We start from the raw sequence: 16,624 nt of genomic DNA, 5'->3' as shown, positions 1-16,624 counted from the left end.
CCATGATTCCCTGGGTCCAGCTCGATTCGGCAAAGACCCCGGACGGTTCGCAGGAGCTTCGTCTCAAAAGGCGCGGTTCCGAATTCTCGATCATGCTCGGCACCAACGAGCTGATGAACAGCCGGCTGAGCGGCTCCGAGGAAGCGCTGGCGAAACTATCGTGCCAAAGGATTGCCGGCCATCTTCAGCCGAGGATACTGATTGGCGGCCTTGGCATGGGCTTTACGCTGCGCGCCGCCCTCACCGAATTGGGCAACAATGCGCAAATCGTTGTCGCGGAACTCGTGCCTGCCGTCGTCGCCTGGGCGCGTGGCCCGATGACCGAGATTTTCGCCGGCTCGCTCGACGACCCTCGCGTCTCCATCCGCGAGATGGATGTCGGCCGGTTGATACGGTCCGCGCCTAGTGCCTGGGACGCGATCCTGCTCGATGTCGACAATGGCCCCGAAGGCATCGTCCACAAGGGCAATGACGCCCTCTATAGCGCCGCCGGCCTTGGCGCGGCGCGCACCGCCCTGAAACCGGGCGGCGTCCTTGCCGTATGGTCGCAGGGACCGGATGCCGGCTTCGCGCGACGGCTGAAACAGGCAGGTTTCGCGGTCGAGGAGGTCAACACGCGCGCCAACGGCAAGCGTGGCGCGCGTCACGTCATCTGGATCGCCACCAACAGGCAGTGACACTGAAAGCGCGTTCGTAACTCTCTTGATAAACAGTCAACCCCCACTCCGTCGAGCTCCGCTCGACACCTCTCCCCCGATCGACGGGGTAGAGGAAAGTATGCGTTCGCCAGAACCAGGCTCCCTTCCTCTGCCTCCGGAGGGGGGAGAGGTGGCGCTGCGAAGCAGCGACGGAGTGGGGGAAGCCCTGCGTCAAACGCGCCGACGCCGCAAAAAAGGGACAACGAAGCGAGTGCGCAACCTCCGGCAAGCTGGGCAATTAGGCGGATCTGATGAACCGTCGCCCCCCACTCCGTCGAGCTACGCTCGAGACCTCTCCCCCGATCGGCGGGGGAGAGGAAAGGTGCGCAGCTCAATCCTGGTGCAGAATGAATTCCAGGTAGAGATTGCGCTGCAGGATCGAGTGATTGTCGTCGGAGATCAGCGACACCATCAGCGCGCCGTCCTCGCGGGTCCAGATGTCGAGCCCTTCCATGTTGTCGATCTGGTAGCCCATGTCGGCTTCCAGCAGCACCGGCCCGTCGGCGACAGCGCCCTTCTCGACGCTCTCGCCATGGATACGCCGCAGCCGCATCCTGAGGCCGCCCGCCATCGTGAAACTGCGCTCCAGCAGCAAAAGGTCGCCATCCGGCAGAAAGGCGCCGTCGCTGATGTCGAAATCGCCGTTGCGCTTGACGGTGAAGACGCCCTTGCGCGGCCCTTCGATGATTGCGGCGTAGATGTTGCCGGCCTTGTCCAGGCTTCTTTCCGAAACCACGACCAGGCCGCCCCGATGCTGCCCATTGACATTTGAACGGGCGACGGTCTCGAAGCCGCGGTTCTGCCGCAGTTCCCGCGCCGGCACGAGGAAATCCAGTTGCCTGAACGGCGCCTTCATGTCCGCCGGGTCGATCCTGAACTGGGCGACGCGGTGGTTGCGCTCGAAACCGACGGTGGCGATGCCGTCCTTGACCGCGAGACCCTCGGCGTCGGCTTCCCATTTCTCGTCGCTCGGCTGGCCTTTCTGGTCGACCATTTGCTGCATGCGGAAATTCTGGATGCCGATGGGTCGCCTGTCGGCGTCGCGCGCCACCGAGCCGAAGAACCAGTAACCGGTATCGGCCACACCGATGAAATCGCTGCCGGCTTTCAGAAACCGGAAGGCCGACAGCGCCCCGAAGTCACGTGATGGCGAGGTCATTTCCAGCCCGCCGACGAATTCGAGCGGCCCAAACTGCCTGTCGGTCCGGCCAATGTGGAATTCGCTGATCGGGCGTGCCGAGACTTCGAGGGATTCTACAGGAGCCGAGCCGATCGAGCCGGCTGACGCCGAAGCCGTGCCGGCGAGCAGGGTGATGGCGGCGAAAAGCGTTTGCCGAAACCCACCCCGCGAGAAGGTCATCCGGCGCGTCGCATGCCGCCGCCGCGCCGCGTGTCGCGCGCGCTTTCCTCGGCAAACAGCGAGGCCAGTTGCTCGGTCATGGCGCCGGCCAGTTCCTCGGCATCGACGATGGTGACCGCGCGCCTGTAATAGCGCGTGACGTCATGGCCGATGCCGATGGCCAGCAGTTCCACCGGGGAGCGCGTCTCGATCAGTTCGATGACGGCGCGCAGATGGCGTTCCAGATAATTGCCCGGATTGACCGACAGCGTCGAATCGTCGACCGGCGCGCCATCGGAGATCATCATCAGGATCTTGCGCTGTTCGGGCCGGGCGATCAGCCGGTTGTGCGCCCACAGCAGCGCCTCGCCGTCGATGTTTTCCTTGAGCAGGCCTTCGCGCATCATCAGGCCGAGATTGCGCCGCGCCCGCCGCCACGGGTGGTCGGCGGATTTGTAGATGATGTGGCGCAGATCGTTGAGCCGGCCCGGGTTCGGCGGCTTGCCGTCCTTCAGCCATTTCTCGCGCGCCTGCCCGCCTTTCCACGCCCGCGTGGTGAAGCCGAGAATCTCGACCGAGACACCGCAGCGCTCCAGCGTGCGCGCCAGAATGTCGGCGCAGGTGGCGGCGACCGTGATCGGCCGGCCGCGCATGGAACCCGAATTGTCGAGCACCAGCGTCACCACCGTGTCGCGGAACTTGGTGTCGCGTTCCTGCTTGAACGACAGCGGCTGCATTGGATCGATGACGACGCGCACCAGGCGGGCCGGATCGAGATAGCCTTCTTCCAGGTCGAAATCCCACGACCGGTTCTGCTGCGCCATCAGCCGGCGCTGCAGCCGATTGGCGAGCCGCCCGACGACGCCGGAGAGGTTGGCAAGCTGCTTGTCGAGGAAAGCGCGCAACCGGTCGAGCTCTTCCTCTTCGCAAAGCTCCTCCGCGCCGACCGTCTCGTCGAAAGCGGTGGTGTACACCTTGTAGTCGATTTCCTTTGGCAGATTGGTGAAGGGATTGTCGTTGCGGCGCGCCTCCCCGGGCGTCTCGGCATCGGCATCATCGTCATCCGACAGATCGTCGGCCGTCGCGTCGGAGGCTTCCGTCTCCGCCGACTGCTCGTCGTCGGCCGATGCCTCGGCGTCCTCGGACTGCGACTGCTCGGAGCCGGAATCGTCTTCTCCGCCCTCCTCGCTCTGTTCCTCGCCCTGCGGCTGCTTGTCGTCATTGTCTTCGGAGTCTTCGGTCTCCTGGTCGTCGCCGAGTTCCTCGGCCATTTCCATGGAGGCGAGCATCTCGCGCACGACGCGGGCGAAGGCCTGCTGGTCCTCGAGTTTTTCCGACAGGCCGTCGAGGTCGGCCTTGGCCTTCTCCTCGACCCAGGGCCGCCAGAGCTCCACCAGCCGCTCGCCGCTCTTCGGCACCGGCCGGCCGGTCAGCTTTTCGCGCACCATGAGCGCAAGGGCTTCCTCGATCGGCGCGTCGGCCTTGTCCTTGACGTCGACGAGGTTGGCCTTGGCGTATTTGTCCTCCAGCATCGAGCCGATATTGTCGGCGACGCCCTGCATGGCGCGGCTGCCGATCGCCTCGACGCGGGCCTGCTCGACCGCGTCATAGATGGCGCGGGCGGCTTTGCCCTCCGGCGCCAGCTTGCTGTGGATGCGCACATCATGGCAGGCGCGCTTCAGCGCCATGGAATCGCCGAGCCCGCGGGTGATGGCGATATCGGTCTTCGATGCCTTCTTCGGCAGTTCGGGCAAACGCGCGCGGCTGCCGGCCAGCGCCGGCCTGTCCTTGGCGAAGCCGACTTCCATGTCCTTGTCGCCGGCGATGGCGCGCATGCAGACGGTGACGGCGCGCTTGAAGCTGTCGGCTTCAGACCCCGTCTTCGACTTGTTGCGCGTATTGTCGCCCGGACCCGCCATCGAGGCTCTGCTTAGCCTAGCACCACATTCGCCGCGCTCTCCGGCAGATCCTGGCCGAAGGCGCGCTGGTAGAACTCGGCGACCACCGACCGCTCCAGTTCGTCGCACTTGTTGAGGAAGGTCAGCCGGAACGCCATGCCGACATCGCCGAAAATCTCGGCATTCTCGGCCCAGGTGATGACCGTACGCGGGCTCATCACCGTCGACAGGTCGCCATTGATGAAGGCCGAGCGCGTCATGTCGGCGACGCGCACCATCTTGTTGACGATGTCCTTGCCCTTGCCGTCGCGATAGTGCTTGGCCTTGGCCAGCACGATGTTCACTTCATTGTCATGCGGGAGGTAGTTGAGCGTGGTGACGATCGACCAGCGATCCATCTGCGCCTGGTTGATCTGCTGGGTGCCGTGATAGAGGCCGGTGGTGTCGCCGAGCCCGACCGTATTGGCGGTCGAGAACAGCCGGAACGCCGGATGCGGGCGGATGACCCGGCTCTGGTCGAGCAGCGTCAGCCGGCCCGACGATTCCAGCACGCGCTGGATGACGAACATCACGTCCGGACGGCCGGCATCATACTCGTCGAAGCACAGCGCCACATTGTGCTGGTAGGCCCAGGGCAGGATGCCGTCGCGGAATTCGGTGATCTGCAGCCCGTCCTTGACCACGATCGCGTCCTTGCCGACGAGGTCGATACGGCTGACATGGCTGTCGAGGTTGACGCGCACGCAGGGCCAGTTGAGGCGGGCGGCGACCTGTTCGATATGGGTCGATTTGCCGGTGCCGTGATAGCCCGACACCATGACGCGGCGGTTGTAGGCAAAGCCGGCGAGGATCGCCAGGGTCGTCGCCTTGTCGAACAGATAGTCCGGATCGACGTCGGGCACATGTTCCGATGTCACCGAATAGGCCGGCACCACCATCTTGGACTCGAAGCCGAATTTCTCCTTCACCGACACCGTCGTGTCGGGCAGGTTGGCGATATCGCGATCGACCTTGTTCATATCTCTCAACGTCTCCACAGCCGAAACGTCCCGTTTCGCCGGCAATCCATTTTGTTCGGGGGCGGTCTTAGAGCCTTTTCCAACCTTATGAAAGTTGGAAAACGACACAAACCGTAGGGTCGCTCAGCACAAGCCTGCCTGTTTGAGCACGCGATAGGCTTGCAGCACATCGCGGAACCGGTCTTCCGAACCTCTGTCGCCGCCATTCGCATCCGGATGGTGACGCTTCACCAATTCCTTATAGCGCGCCTTGATATCCTTGCCAGTCGCCTTTGTATCAAGGCCAAGCGTTTCCAGCGCCTTGGCCTCAAGGGGCTTGGCCTTGCGCTCGCGCGTCTCGCGAGGATCCTTCGGCCCCTTGAACAGGTCGAACGGGTCGCGCATGCGATTGTAGTAGCCGGCGCGGCCCGAGCGCATCTGCGCCATGTCAGGCGAGGCCATACCGGGTGCGGAGCGTGTCGAGGCGCCGTTGACGCCCATCTTCCAGGTCGGCCGGTGGCCGGTCATCGCCTCCTTCTGGAAGCGTGCCACCTCGGTGTCCGGCACGCCGGAGAAGTAGTTGAAGCCCTTGTTGTACTCGCGCACATGGTCGAAGCAGAAGCGGAAATACTCGCCCTCCTTCATGCGCCCGACGGGCGCGCGATGCGTGCCCGCCTCCTTGCAGCCGTCCCACTGGCAGATCGGCGAATGCGACTTCACCTCGGCGTCCTTGTCGGGGCGGACGCGAATCTTCTCGAAATATTTGGGGTACGGCTTCATCTTACCCATTTATGGGGCGTTCGCAGATGCGAAACAAGAATTGACATTTTCGCGATGATCGCCCTAACCGCTGAATCGCGGCTTAAAAACGGGCGAATGACCGATTTTGTCGCGCGGCAGCGGCCTCCAAGGCTGATGCGCCAGGCAAATGTGGTGAACGGAGACGGTGATGTCCATACAGGCGACCATGGAAGACAAGCTCAACAAGGCATTTTCGCCGGACCGGCTGGTCATCATCAACGAAAGCCATCTTCACGCTGGCCACCACCATCACGGCTCGGATCATCACGGCGCCTATGACGGCACTGGCGAGACGCATTTTCGTGTCCGCGTCGTCGCATCCGCCTTTGCCGGTATGAGCCGCGTCGACCGCCACCGCGCCATCAACGAATTGCTGGCCGACGAATTGAAGGCAGGCGTTCACGCGCTTGCGATCGAACCCGCGGCGCCCGGCGAAACGACCCGCTGGTAGGCCGGTTCCGGCGCCCGCCCTTTCGCGTGCGCGATCAAATCACCGCTTCGATGAGGAACGGCCCGCGCCGTGACAAGGCGCTGTCGAGCAGCGCGTCGAACCGCTCGCATGTGTCGGCGCGCGCGGCTTCCACACCCATGCCTTTGGCCAGCGAAACCCAATCCAGCGCCGGATCGTCGAGATCGAGCATGCGGCGGGCATTCTCGCCGATCGCGTTCACGCCGACATTGTGCATCTCGCCATGCAGGATCGCGTAGGCGCGGTTGGAAAAGACGATCGTCACCACGTCGAGATTTTCCCGTGCCTGAGTCCACAGGCCCTGCACCGTGTACATGCCGCTGCCATCGGCCTCGAGATTGATCACCTTGCGACCGGGACATGCGATCGCCGCCCCTGTCGCCATCGGGATGCCGCCGCCGATCGACCCGCCCGTGCCCATCATGTAATCGTGCGGCGCGGCAAAGGCCGACAGCGCGAAGAAACGCCGCGCCGAGGTGACGGCCTCGTCGCAGACGATCGCATCGGCCGGCAGCTTGCGCGCCACCGACAGCGCGATGGCATCGTCCGTCAGTCTGCCGTTTGGTGTCGGCTCGTCGGGAAAAGCGGTTGCGAACAAGGCCTGTTGCGACGGTTTGACACCGAGTTCATCGCGAAGCGCATCCAGCGCCGCATGCAGGTCCTGCCCATGGCCGGCGAGCGTCAGCACCTGGCAGGCGTCACGGACAAGCCGTCCCGGCTTTCCCGGATAGGCGAAGAAGGCGACCGGCTCCTTTGCGCCGACCAGCACAAGGACATCGATGTCCCTTAGCATCGCCGTCGCCGCGTCGACCGGATAGGGGATTCGCGTCGGCGCGACACGTCCGCGCCCGCGCTGCATCCGGGCGATCAGTACGTCGCTGAACAGACGAACACCATTGGCAGTCGAGATCCGGCCCGCGATTTCAAGGGCATCGGCCCGCGCCGCCCGCCCGCGAACGATCATGCCCACGCGGCCTGGAGCCGCGCGGATCGCCGCGGCGACCTTGCGCACGGCGTCCATGTCGACGGCCGGCGGCACAGGAAGAGTGACCTTGCCCACCGAGGCCGGGGCTGCGTCGCCCCAGGCGGCATCGGCCGGCAGGATCAGTGTCGTGACACCAGGCGGTGTCAGCGAGGCGCGAAAGGCCGCCTCCGTCGCCGGTTGGACATCGGCCGGCCCTGCGATGCGACGAACCCAATTGGACATCGGCGCCGCCAGGCCTTCGATATCGCTGGTGAGCGGCGCATCGAGCGGCAGGTGATAGGAGGCATGGTCGCCGACGATGTTGATCATCGGGCTGAGCGCGCGCCTTGCATTGTGCATGTTGGCCAGCCCATTGGCGAGGCCCGGCCCGGTATGCAGCAGCGTCGCGGCAGGACGGTCGGTCATGCGTGCATAGCCGTCAGCAGCACCCGTTACGACGCCCTCGAAGAGGCCGAGCACGCAACGCATCTCCGGCTTGCGGTCGAGCGCCGCGACGAAATGCATCTCGGACGTGCCGGGATTTGCAAAGCACACGTTCACGTCATTGGCCAGAAGCACGTCGCACAGGATATCGGCGCCATTCATGCAAACTTTCTCCCATTCGCAGCCAGGTGCAGTTCCAGGAAAACCGTGAAGCGGTTTCCCGATCGGAATTGCATCAAAAACAGACAGGAGCCATTGCACCCGCTGATATCGGTACGGCAATATCCCGCCACGGCTTTTGGCATGATCCAGCCACGGAACGGCGAGCGCAAGCCGGCAGGGTCAGCGGACCGTCGATCTCAGGAACGTCAGCGCCGCGGTGGTCAACGCGTCGCCATCCTCGCCGAAATCGCGGTTGATCGACATGTGCGTATAGGCACTGCCGTCGAACAGCGTCACCGTCGTGCCGCTGGCGCGCAGGCGCTCGGCAAAGGCCGCGGACAGTTCGCCGCGACCGGCGGCGCGAGAATAGGCGATGAAGGTCGGCGGGTGCTTGCGGCCTTCGATGTAGGTTGCTGGCGACAGCGCCGCCCATTGGGCGGGATCTGAAAACACACGCTCATAGGCCCCCACCATGCCACCATTTTTGGCGAGCGCGGCGAGATCATAGGCCCTGGTGTCGTCGAGAAGCAGCCCGGCGATGCCGGGCAGTCCGCCGCGCATGCCGGTCAGGGCAATCAGGTGGCAGCCGGCCGAATGGCCCATGCCGACGATGCGATTGGGGTCGCCGCCATGTTGGGCGATGTTGGCCCTGATATAGGCATAGGCCCTTTCGACGTCGCCGGCCTGGGTGGCGACATCAGCCTGCGGCAGCATGCGGTAATCGATGGAGACGAAGCAAAAGCCGTTGGCAAGCAGGAAGGCCGGCTTGGCGTTGACCTGGCTGCGTTTGCCGAACCGCCACGCGCCGCCATGGACGAAGAAGACGACCGGCAGGTTCCTCGCGCCGTCGGGCGCGTAGATGTCGAGCTTGGCCGGCCCGTAGTCGAAGGTCGTTGGCACGGGCCCCGGACGGCGCCAGGCCGCCGACGCGTGCCGTGGCAACATCGTCGCCACCGACATCAGGACAAAGCGTCGTCGGTCGATCATCGTGCTCCCGCCATCGCTCCTGTTCCATGGCAAGCGTTGCAACGCATGGGCAGCCTCCCCGGTTTCATGTCCAATCGTACGCACTCCCTTGATGAGAAGGGAACAACAATGCGTTCTAGCAGTTGAATAGGAGGTAGCCGTCCGACAGCCAGGTGCGGCTCTTAGGGCGAGCATCATGCGCGAGAACCAGTCCGACGTCTTCGATCTGTTCTCAGAGATTTATACCAAAGCGGCTCAGGAAGAGATCAGCCTCCAGCAATATCTTTTGGCCTGCCGCGAGGACAAATCAATGTACGCCTCGGCGCCCGAGCGCATGGTCGAGGCGATCGGCGAGCCGAACCTTATCGACACCAGCAGGGATGAGCGGCTCGGCCGCATCTTCTCCAACCGCACCGTCAAGGTCTATCCCTCCTTCTCCGACTTCTACGGAATGGAAGATACGATCGAGCGGATCGCCGGATACTTCCGCTATGCCTCCCAGGGACTGGAGGAGCGCAAACAGATCCTCTACCTGCTCGGCCCTGTCGGCGGCGGCAAATCATCCCTTGCCGAGCGGCTGAAGAAACTGATGGAAGAACGACCGATCTACACGCTGAAGGTCGGCAACCAGATCAGTCCGATTTTCGAATCCCCGCTTGGTCTTTTTCATCCTGACCGCATGGGCGACCTGCTGGAGGACAAATACGGGATAGCCCGGCGCCGTCTCAACGGACTTATCTCGCCTTGGGCAGCCAAGCGGCTGGACGAACTGTCCGGTGACATTTCCAAATTCAGCGTCGTCAAGCTGATGCCGTCGAGGCTCCGCCAGATCGGAATCGCCAAGACCGAGCCCGGCGACGAGAACAATCAGGACGTCTCGGCTCTGGTCGGCAAGGTCGACATCAGACAGTTGGAAAATTTCAGCCAGTCCGATCCGGATGCCTATTCCTACAGCGGCGGCCTGAACCGGACCACTCAAGGCCTGCTCGAATTCGTCGAGATGTTCAAGGCGCCCATCAAGGTCCTGCATCCGCTGCTCACAGCGACCCAGGAAGGCAGCTACAATGGCACCGAGAATTTCGGCGCCTTCCCCTATCAGGGCATTATCATTGCCCATTCGAACGAATCGGAGTGGCAGCAGTTTAAAAACAACAAGAACAACGAGGCCTTTCTCGACCGCATTCTGGTGGTCAAGGTGCCCTATTGCCTGCGCATCACCGAAGAACGGCATATCTACGAGAAACTGTTGCGCGAGAGCGAACTGGCCGGTAGCCCCTGCGCGCCTGAAGTGCTGGACATTCTCAGCCGGTTCACGGTCTCGACCCGCCTTGCGGAGCATGACAATTCACCGCTCTACACCAAGATGCGCGCCTATGACGGTGAAAACCTCAAGGAGGTCGATCCCCGGGCCAAGTCTGTCCAGGAATATCGCGACGCTGCTGGGGTCGATGAGGGCATGACCGGCGTAAGCACACGTTTCGCCTTCAAGATATTGTCGCAGACATTCAACTACGACACCAACGAGGTTGCGGCGGACCCCGTGCACCTGATGTATATTCTGCAAGAGGCGATCAAGCGCGAGCAGTTCCCGAAGGAAACGGAAGCTGCGTATCTCGAATTCATCAAGTCGGAACTCGCGACGCGCTATGCCGAGTTCATCGGCCATGAAATCCAGAAGGCTTATCTGGAATCGTACAGCGAGTATGGTCAGAACCTTTTCGACCGCTACATCGCCTATGCCGATGCCTGGATCGAGGACCAGGACTACAAGGACCCCGACACGGGACAACTCCTCAACCGTGAGGTTCTGGAAAAGGAACTGTCGCAGGTCGAGAAGCCCGCCGGCATCGCCAATCCCAAGGATTTCCGCAATGAGGTGGTCAAGTTCACGCTGCGGGCCCGGGCGCGCAATCATGGCCGCAACCCGTCCTGGACAAGCTACGAAAAACTGCGTGAAGTCATCGAAAAGCGCATGTTCGGTCAGGTTGAAGACCTTCTGCCGGTGATCAGCTTCGGGTCCAAGCAGGACAGCGTCACGGAAAAGCGCCACAATGAATTCGTGCAGCGCATGGTGGAACGCGGCTACACCGAGCGGCAGGTGCGCCGGCTTGTCGACTGGTACATGCGCGTGAACAAGGCGGGTTGAGGCAGCCCGAACGCTCCATGCCGATCTTTATCGACCGCCGCCTGAATCCGAAGGACAAGAGTCTGAGCAATCGCCAGCGCTTCCTCAAGCGCGCGCGCGCGGAACTCAAGCGAAGCGTCCGCAATCAGGTCCGCGAGGGCCGTATAGCCGAGGTCGACCGGGAGCATGCCGTGCCCATGCCCCGCAAGGACATCACCGAGCCGACGTTCAGCGATGCCGGGGACAGCGGCCGGCGCCAACATGTCCTGCCCGGGAACAGAACCTACATTCCGGGGGAGCTGATCCCCAAGCCGGGGCGCGGCGGCATGGGCTCTTCCTCTCCCGGAAACAAGGAGTCCGAAGACGACTTTCGCTTCGTGTTGTCGCGCGAAGAGGTTCTCGACCTCTTCTTCGAGGATCTGGAACTGCCCGATCTGGTAAAGCTGAATCTCAAGCAGATACTGACGTTCAAGCCAAAGCGGGCGGGCTTTGCCGCCAGCGGCTCGCCGACCAACATCAATGTCGGCCGCACCATGCGCAACAGCCATGGCCGCCGTATCGCGCTTGGGCGTCCCAAACAGGCGCAGTTGGACGCAATCGCCCGGCAGCTCGCCGCACTGGAAGCACAACCGCCCGACACGGCAATGCGCGAGCGGATCATGGCTTTGCGCGAGGAATTCGATCATCTGGAGCGTCGCCGCAGGCGAATTGCCTTTGTCGATCCGGTCGACATCCGCTTCAATCGTTTCGACCCGCAGCCACAGCCCAATGCCAGCGCCGTCATGTTTTGCTTGATGGATGTGTCCGGCTCGATGGGAGAGCGCGAAAAAGATTTGGCCAAACGCTTCTTCGTGCTGCTGCACCTGTTCCTGACCCGCCGTTATGAGAGGACAGACATCGTTTTCATTCGCCACACTCATGAGGCCAAGGAGGTGGATGAAGAGACCTTCTTCTATCACACCCAGAGCGGCGGCACGGTCGTTTCCACGGCACTCGAGGAAATGCATCGCATCATCGAACAGCGCTATCCGGCCACGGAGTGGAACATCTATGCAGCCCAGGCGTCCGACGGCGACAATTTCGCGACCGACTCCGAGCGCTGCATAGAGCTTCTCGGCGGCAAGCTCATGCGCCTGTGCCAATATTTCGCCTATGTCGAGATCATCGACGAACGCGAAAGCCATATTTTCGGTTCGACCGAAAACGGAACCTCGCTCTGGCGCGCCTACAGCACCGTCGATGGAAAATGGCCCAATTTCCAGATGAAGCGCATTGCTGCTCCGGCCGATATCTATCCGGTCTTTCGCGAGCTCTTCGCCAGGCAGCCGGCTCTTCGCAAGAGCGCGTGAGGACAAGGCGGATGACCGCTCAAGCGCAGAAATCCGAATTGCTTTTTTCCGGGGCGGACTGGGATTTCAAGAAACTGTCGCGGGTGTACGACGAGATCGAGGCGATTGGGGTTGAAGAGCTTCGCCTCGACATCTACCCCGTGCAGATGGAGGTCATTTCCTCCGAGCAGATGCTCGACGCCTATTCCTCCGTAGGCATGCCACTGATGTATCAGCATTGGTCGTTCGGCAAGCATTTCCTTTACAACGAGCTTCTCTACCGCAAAGGCAGACGTGGGCTGGCCTATGAATTGGTCATCAACTCGAATCCGTGCATCGTCTATCTCATGGAGGAAAACACCATGGCGTTGCAGGCCCTGGTGACAGCCCATGCCGCGCTGGGGCACAACCATTTCTTCAAGAACAATCATCTCTTCCGGCAATGGACTGACGCGGGCGGGATCCTGAGCTATCTGGAGTTCGCCAAAGGCTATATTTCCCGATGCGAGGAACGACATGGCCTCGCCGCTGTGGAGGCGATCCTGGATTCCGCCCACGCATTGATGGAACAGGGCGTCTTCCGATATCACCGGCCGCCGAAGCCGTCATCGGAGCAGCAGCGCGAAGGGATTCGTGAGCGCCTCGAATACGAGGAGCGCTTCTACAATGATTTGTGGCGTACGCTGCCGTCTTCGCAAGAGGCCGATAAGGCCGGAGCACTCGAACCCGGCATGGAGGAGCGCAAGAAGTCGCTCAATCTGCCGGAGGAAAACCTGCTGTACTTCCTTGAGAAAAACAGCCTCGTCCTTGAGCCCTGGCAGCGCGAAATTGTCAGGATCGTCCGTGTCATTGCCCAATATTTCTATCCGCAGCGGCAAACCCAGGTGATGAACGAGGGTTGCGCCACTTTCGTGCACTACACGCTCATGAACACGCTTTTCGACCGTGGTCGCATCAGCGAAGGCGCCATGCTCGAAATCCTGCGCAATCATTCGAATGTGATCTTCCAGCCCTCTTTCGACGACCCGCGGTTTTCCGGCATCAATCCCTATGCGCTGGGCTTGGACATGATGCAGGACATCCAACGCATCTCGACCGAGCCAACAGCGGAGGATCGCGACTGGTTCCCGGACATTGCCGGCCGTGGCGACTGGCTGGACACCTTGCTCGATGCCTGGGCCAATCACCGCGACGAATCCTTCATCCGTCAATATCTCAGTCCGACCTTGATCCGGAAATGGCGGTTCTTCGTGCTGGGCGACGGGGCTGACAAACCGCACTACGAAGTTGCTTCCATCCACGACGAGCGCGGCTACAAAAGGATAAGGGCAGCACTGGCCCAGAGCTATGATTGGGGTGCAAGCCGGCCGGATATCCAGGTCGTGGACGTGGCCCTGCTCGGCGACAGGCATTTGCGGCTGCAGCACCTGGTCAAGAATGGCATCACGCTCGAGAACGACAGCCGCGACGCAACCCTCCGACACATCCGAAATCTTTGGGGTTACGAAGTCAGCCTGGCGGCAATCGACGCCGAAACAGGCGCGACGCTGAGCGAGCGCTGGACCAAGGACTGCTGAGGGCGAGCGTAGCGGTCTAAGCGTCGGCCGCCGGTCTGATTCTGACCCTGGCGATCCGGTTCTTGTCGCGTTTCATGACGACGAAGCGCTTGCCGTGGAACGTAAAAGCCTGCTTCTCCTCGGGGATCGATTGCGCCTCGTGGATGACGAGGCCGGCGATGGTGGTCGCCTCTTCGTCCGGCAGGTTCCAGTCGAGCGCCCGGTTGAGGTCGCGGATCGGCACAGTGCCGTCGACCACGACGGAACCGTCCGCCTCCTGCTTGACGCCCTGGATGTCGACATCATGCTCGTCGGCGATCTCGCCGACGATCTCCTCGATGATGTCCTCCAGCGTCACCAGCCCCTCGACCTCGCCATATTCGTCGACGACGACGGCGAAATGCGCCTTGCGGCGCAGGAAGGCGTTGAGCTGTTCCTGCAAGGTCGTCGTGTCGGGCACGAACCAGGGTTTTGAGGCGATCTTCATCACGTCGATCTGCGAAAAATCGTTGCCCACTTCGTTCAGCGCGCGCAGCAGATCCTTGGCGTGCAGCACGCCGACGATGTTGTCGAGCGAGCCTTTCCAGAGCGGCATGCGGGTGTGCGGGCTCTGCAGGATCTCGCGCACCACGGCCTCCGGCGCGTTGTCGGCATTGACCGAGCGCATGTTGGTGCGGTGGACCATGACGTCGGAAACTTCGAGCTCTTCGAGATCGAACAATCCGCCGACGCGGTCGCGGTCCTCACGCACCACCTGGCCATCGCGGCGGAAATCGTCGACCGCACCGCGCAATTCATCCTGGCTCGATCGCTGTGGCTCGATGCGCGACAGTTCATAGCCGAAGATGGCAAGCAGGCGTGTGCGCACGACGACGACCACCACGACGAGCGTGGCAAGGACGGCGACGACGATCCAGCCACTGTCCATCTCAGCTGGCTTTCCGGCAGGCTGGATGGCTTTCCCTGAGGAACGACAGCACTTCCGAGGCCGGTACATCCTTGGCGACGAAGGCCTGGCCGATGCCGCGCGTCAGAATGAAGGTCAGTGCGCCGCGCGATACCTTCTTGTCCTGGGTGATGAAGGCAAGCAGCGAATCCGCATCGGGCAAATCGCCCGGAATATCGGCCATCCGCCACGGCAGCCCAACGGCGCGCAGATGCGCCTCGACGCGGACCGCGTCGTCGGGGCTGGAGAGATTGAGCCGCGACGAGAACCGGTGCGCCAGCGCCATGCCGATGGCAACCCCCTCGCCATGGACGAGGCGGGTTCCATCATACTGCGTGGCGGCTTCGAGCGCGTGTCCGAACGTGTGCCCGAGATTGAGCAAAGCGCGGTCACCGGTCTCGAACTCGTCGCGGGCAACGACATCGGCCTTGGCGCGGCAGGCCTCGGCAATGGCCTCGACCCGCTCCGGTCCGCCGGCGAATATCTTTTCCCAGTTCGCTTCCAGCCAGGCGAAGAATTCCGGCCGGTCGATCAACCCATATTTGGCAAGCTCGGCATAGCCGGCGCGGAATTCGCGGAGCGGCAGCGTGTCGAGCACTTCGGTATCTGCCAACACCAGCTTGGGCTGGAGGAAGACGCCGACGAGGTTCTTGCCGCGCGGACTGTTGATGCCGGTCTTGCCGCCGACCGAGGAATCGACCTGCGCCAGCAGCGAGGTCGGAACCTGCACGAAATTCATACCACGCCGCACGATGCCGGCGGCAAAGCCGGTGAGATCGCCGATGACGCCGCCGCCAAGCGCGATGACGACGTCGCCGCGCTCCAGCCTGGCTGCCAGAACGCCGTCCACCACCTCTTCGAGATGGGCAAAGCTCTTGGTCTTCTCGCCGGGCGGCATTGTGATGACGGCCGGCTGGATGCCGCCCTTCTCGAGCCCGGCCTTCAGCGCGTCGAGATGCGCGGCGGCGACGTTCTCGTCGGTAACGACAGCGGCGCGCGTGCCGGGCAGCCGGCGCGAAATTTCCGCGCCGGCGCGCCTCAGCAGGCCGGAGCCGATCAATATGTCGTATGCCCGGTCGCCGAGACCGACTTCGACGGTGACTGGCTGTTCCGCGCTCATGATTCTACCTCGCCCGTCGCGGCTATCGCATCGATGCCGAAATGCCGGCACAGCGCATCGAGCACCTCGGCGGCGATGACCTCCTTGCGATCGTCCCGCGTCGGCACGGTGACGTCGGAGGTGGCATAAACCGGATAGCGCTCCCCCATCAGCCGCTCCAGCACGGCGCGGGGATCGGCGCTTTTCAAAAGCGGCCGGTTCTGCTTCTTGGAAACGCGGTCCATAAGAAGATCGAGCTCGGCCTTCAGCCACACAGAAACGCCGTGCGCGGCGATGGCCTCGCGCGTCTGCGCGTTCATGAAGGCACCGCCGCCGGTCGAGAGAACCTGCGGGCCGTTTTCAAGCACGCGCAGGATGACGCGCTGTTCCAGGGCCCTGAACTCGGTCTCGCCATAACGCTCGAACAGCTCCGGAACGGTCATCCGCGACACGCTCTCGATCTCCTGGTCGCTGTCGATGAAGGGCAGCGAGAGCATGGTCGCCACTTTGCGGCCGATGGCCGTCTTGCCGGCGCCCATCAGTCCGACAAAGACAATGGACCGGCCGCCCAGCCGGCCAAGCAGCGCGGCGTGGGTGTCGCCTGGAGGATTTGCCTGTAGCGCGTTCATCAGCTGTTTCTTGGGCCCTCTTTGCCGGCGTATCGACATGAAAAGCCGGTTTGCGTCAAGCGTGGCGAGTGCCTTGGGCTCGATATGGACAGACGCACGCCTGCATCGGAAGTTGCTGACAGGCTGCCGCTTCTTCCTTGAATTGGCCGGGTTGGCGTCCCATAAGGGCACAGGGTTTGGAAACGCAGAACAAGAAGACGAG

General features: G+C 62.6%; 14 protein-coding genes. 5 read left to right on the top strand and 9 right to left on the bottom strand.

Going from position 1 to position 16,624, the window contains the following annotated elements:
- Window positions 1-2 precede the first annotated feature (2 nt).
- Window positions 3-677 carry a spermidine synthase gene (locus tag LB556_RS12240; RefSeq protein ID WP_224567306.1) on the top strand — a complete coding sequence of 225 codons (675 nt, stop codon included), beginning with the start codon at window positions 3-5 and terminating at the stop codon, window positions 675-677.
- A 352-nt stretch (window positions 678-1,029) separates the two neighbouring features.
- On the opposite strand, the gene LB556_RS12235 is transcribed toward LB556_RS12240, so the two are convergent.
- From LB556_RS12235 to LB556_RS12220, 4 genes are all read right to left on the bottom strand, one after another.
- The gene (locus LB556_RS12235; protein WP_224567304.1) at window positions 1,030-2,058 is read right to left on the bottom strand and encodes an esterase-like activity of phytase family protein; all 1,029 of its coding nucleotides are present in this window, start codon (window positions 2,056-2,058) and stop codon (window positions 1,030-1,032) included.
- The gene (cobT, locus tag LB556_RS12230) at window positions 2,055-3,956 is read right to left on the bottom strand and encodes a cobaltochelatase subunit CobT (protein WP_224567301.1); all 1,902 of its coding nucleotides are present in this window, start codon (window positions 3,954-3,956) and stop codon (window positions 2,055-2,057) included. Before cobT ends, LB556_RS12235 begins: the two co-directional genes overlap by 4 nt.
- A gap of 11 nt (window positions 3,957-3,967) precedes the next feature.
- On the bottom strand, window positions 3,968-4,954 hold the full coding sequence (gene cobS, locus LB556_RS12225; protein WP_224567299.1) for a cobaltochelatase subunit CobS: 987 nt from the start codon (window positions 4,952-4,954) through the stop codon (window positions 3,968-3,970).
- Window positions 4,955-5,077: 123 nt separating this feature from the next.
- Entirely contained in the window at window positions 5,078-5,722 is a 645-nt protein-coding gene (locus tag LB556_RS12220; RefSeq protein ID WP_224567297.1) for a J domain-containing protein, read from the bottom strand.
- Window positions 5,723-5,882: 160 nt separating this feature from the next.
- Between LB556_RS12220 and LB556_RS12215 the strand changes: the two genes are divergently transcribed.
- Entirely contained in the window at window positions 5,883-6,185 is a 303-nt protein-coding gene (locus LB556_RS12215; RefSeq protein WP_224567296.1) for a BolA family protein, read from the top strand.
- Between the two features lie 34 nt (window positions 6,186-6,219).
- Here the strand turns inward: LB556_RS12215 and LB556_RS12210 are convergent, their stop codons facing one another.
- A complete protein-coding gene (locus LB556_RS12210; RefSeq protein ID WP_224567294.1) occupies window positions 6,220-7,773 on the bottom strand; it encodes an acetolactate synthase large subunit in 1,554 nt (517 codons plus the stop codon).
- 180 nt (window positions 7,774-7,953) lie between these two features.
- The gene (locus tag LB556_RS12205; RefSeq protein WP_224567292.1) at window positions 7,954-8,760 is read right to left on the bottom strand and encodes an alpha/beta hydrolase; all 807 of its coding nucleotides are present in this window, start codon (window positions 8,758-8,760) and stop codon (window positions 7,954-7,956) included.
- Between the two features lie 175 nt (window positions 8,761-8,935).
- Here LB556_RS12205 and LB556_RS12200 point away from each other — a divergent pair, with 175 nt between their 5' ends.
- The 3 genes from LB556_RS12200 to LB556_RS12190 are packed head-to-tail and all read left to right on the top strand — an operon-like array spanning window position 8,936 to window position 13,769.
- Entirely contained in the window at window positions 8,936-10,885 is a 1,950-nt protein-coding gene (locus LB556_RS12200; protein ID WP_224567291.1) for a PrkA family serine protein kinase, read from the top strand.
- A gap of 17 nt (window positions 10,886-10,902) precedes the next feature.
- Window positions 10,903-12,213 carry a YeaH/YhbH family protein gene (locus LB556_RS12195; RefSeq protein WP_224567289.1) on the top strand — a complete coding sequence of 437 codons (1,311 nt, stop codon included), beginning with the start codon at window positions 10,903-10,905 and terminating at the stop codon, window positions 12,211-12,213.
- Between the two features lie 11 nt (window positions 12,214-12,224).
- The gene (locus LB556_RS12190) at window positions 12,225-13,769 is read left to right on the top strand and encodes a SpoVR family protein (protein WP_224567287.1); all 1,545 of its coding nucleotides are present in this window, start codon (window positions 12,225-12,227) and stop codon (window positions 13,767-13,769) included.
- A gap of 16 nt (window positions 13,770-13,785) precedes the next feature.
- On the opposite strand, the gene LB556_RS12185 is transcribed toward LB556_RS12190, so the two are convergent.
- The 3 genes from LB556_RS12185 to LB556_RS12175 are packed head-to-tail and all read right to left on the bottom strand — an operon-like array spanning window position 13,786 to window position 16,422.
- Window positions 13,786-14,676, bottom strand: coding sequence for an HlyC/CorC family transporter (locus LB556_RS12185; RefSeq protein ID WP_224567284.1), 891 nt, complete (start codon window positions 14,674-14,676; stop codon window positions 13,786-13,788).
- A gap of 1 nt (window position 14,677) precedes the next feature.
- Window positions 14,678-15,814, bottom strand: a complete 1,137-nt coding sequence (gene aroB / locus LB556_RS12180; protein ID WP_224567282.1) for a 3-dehydroquinate synthase — start codon at window positions 15,812-15,814, stop codon at window positions 14,678-14,680.
- The gene (locus LB556_RS12175) at window positions 15,811-16,422 is read right to left on the bottom strand and encodes a shikimate kinase (RefSeq protein WP_224567279.1); all 612 of its coding nucleotides are present in this window, start codon (window positions 16,420-16,422) and stop codon (window positions 15,811-15,813) included. Before LB556_RS12175 ends, aroB begins: the two co-directional genes overlap by 4 nt.
- Between the last annotated feature and the right edge of the window lie 202 nt (window positions 16,423-16,624).

Origin of the sequence: Mesorhizobium sp. ES1-4, from assembly GCF_020164745.1 — a bacterium.
GTDB lineage: Bacteria > Pseudomonadota > Alphaproteobacteria > Rhizobiales > Rhizobiaceae > Mesorhizobium.
This window is presented reverse-complemented; position numbering and strand designations above follow the sequence as displayed.

Excerpts from the sequence above, each read along its gene's own strand:
- LB556_RS12240 (WP_224567306.1), top strand. The coding sequence starts at position 3 with ATGATTCCCTGGGTCCAGCTCGATTCGGCAAAGACCCCGGACGGTTCG.
- LB556_RS12235 (WP_224567304.1), bottom strand. The coding sequence starts at position 2,058 with ATGACCTTCTCGCGGGGTGGGTTTCGGCAAACGCTTTTCGCCGCCATC.
- cobT (WP_224567301.1), bottom strand. The coding sequence starts at position 3,956 with ATGGCGGGTCCGGGCGACAATACGCGCAACAAGTCGAAGACGGGGTCT.
- cobS (WP_224567299.1), bottom strand. The coding sequence starts at position 4,954 with ATGAACAAGGTCGATCGCGATATCGCCAACCTGCCCGACACGACGGTG.
- LB556_RS12220 (WP_224567297.1), bottom strand. The coding sequence starts at position 5,722 with ATGGGTAAGATGAAGCCGTACCCCAAATATTTCGAGAAGATTCGCGTC.
- LB556_RS12215 (WP_224567296.1), top strand. The coding sequence starts at position 5,883 with ATGTCCATACAGGCGACCATGGAAGACAAGCTCAACAAGGCATTTTCG.
- LB556_RS12210 (WP_224567294.1), bottom strand. The coding sequence starts at position 7,773 with ATGAATGGCGCCGATATCCTGTGCGACGTGCTTCTGGCCAATGACGTG.
- LB556_RS12205 (WP_224567292.1), bottom strand. The coding sequence starts at position 8,760 with ATGATCGACCGACGACGCTTTGTCCTGATGTCGGTGGCGACGATGTTG.
- LB556_RS12200 (WP_224567291.1), top strand. The coding sequence starts at position 8,936 with ATGCGCGAGAACCAGTCCGACGTCTTCGATCTGTTCTCAGAGATTTAT.
- LB556_RS12195 (WP_224567289.1), top strand. The coding sequence starts at position 10,903 with ATGCCGATCTTTATCGACCGCCGCCTGAATCCGAAGGACAAGAGTCTG.
- LB556_RS12190 (WP_224567287.1), top strand. The coding sequence starts at position 12,225 with ATGACCGCTCAAGCGCAGAAATCCGAATTGCTTTTTTCCGGGGCGGAC.
- LB556_RS12185 (WP_224567284.1), bottom strand. The coding sequence starts at position 14,676 with ATGGACAGTGGCTGGATCGTCGTCGCCGTCCTTGCCACGCTCGTCGTG.
- aroB (WP_224567282.1), bottom strand. The coding sequence starts at position 15,814 with ATGAGCGCGGAACAGCCAGTCACCGTCGAAGTCGGTCTCGGCGACCGG.
- LB556_RS12175 (WP_224567279.1), bottom strand. The coding sequence starts at position 16,422 with ATGAACGCGCTACAGGCAAATCCTCCAGGCGACACCCACGCCGCGCTG.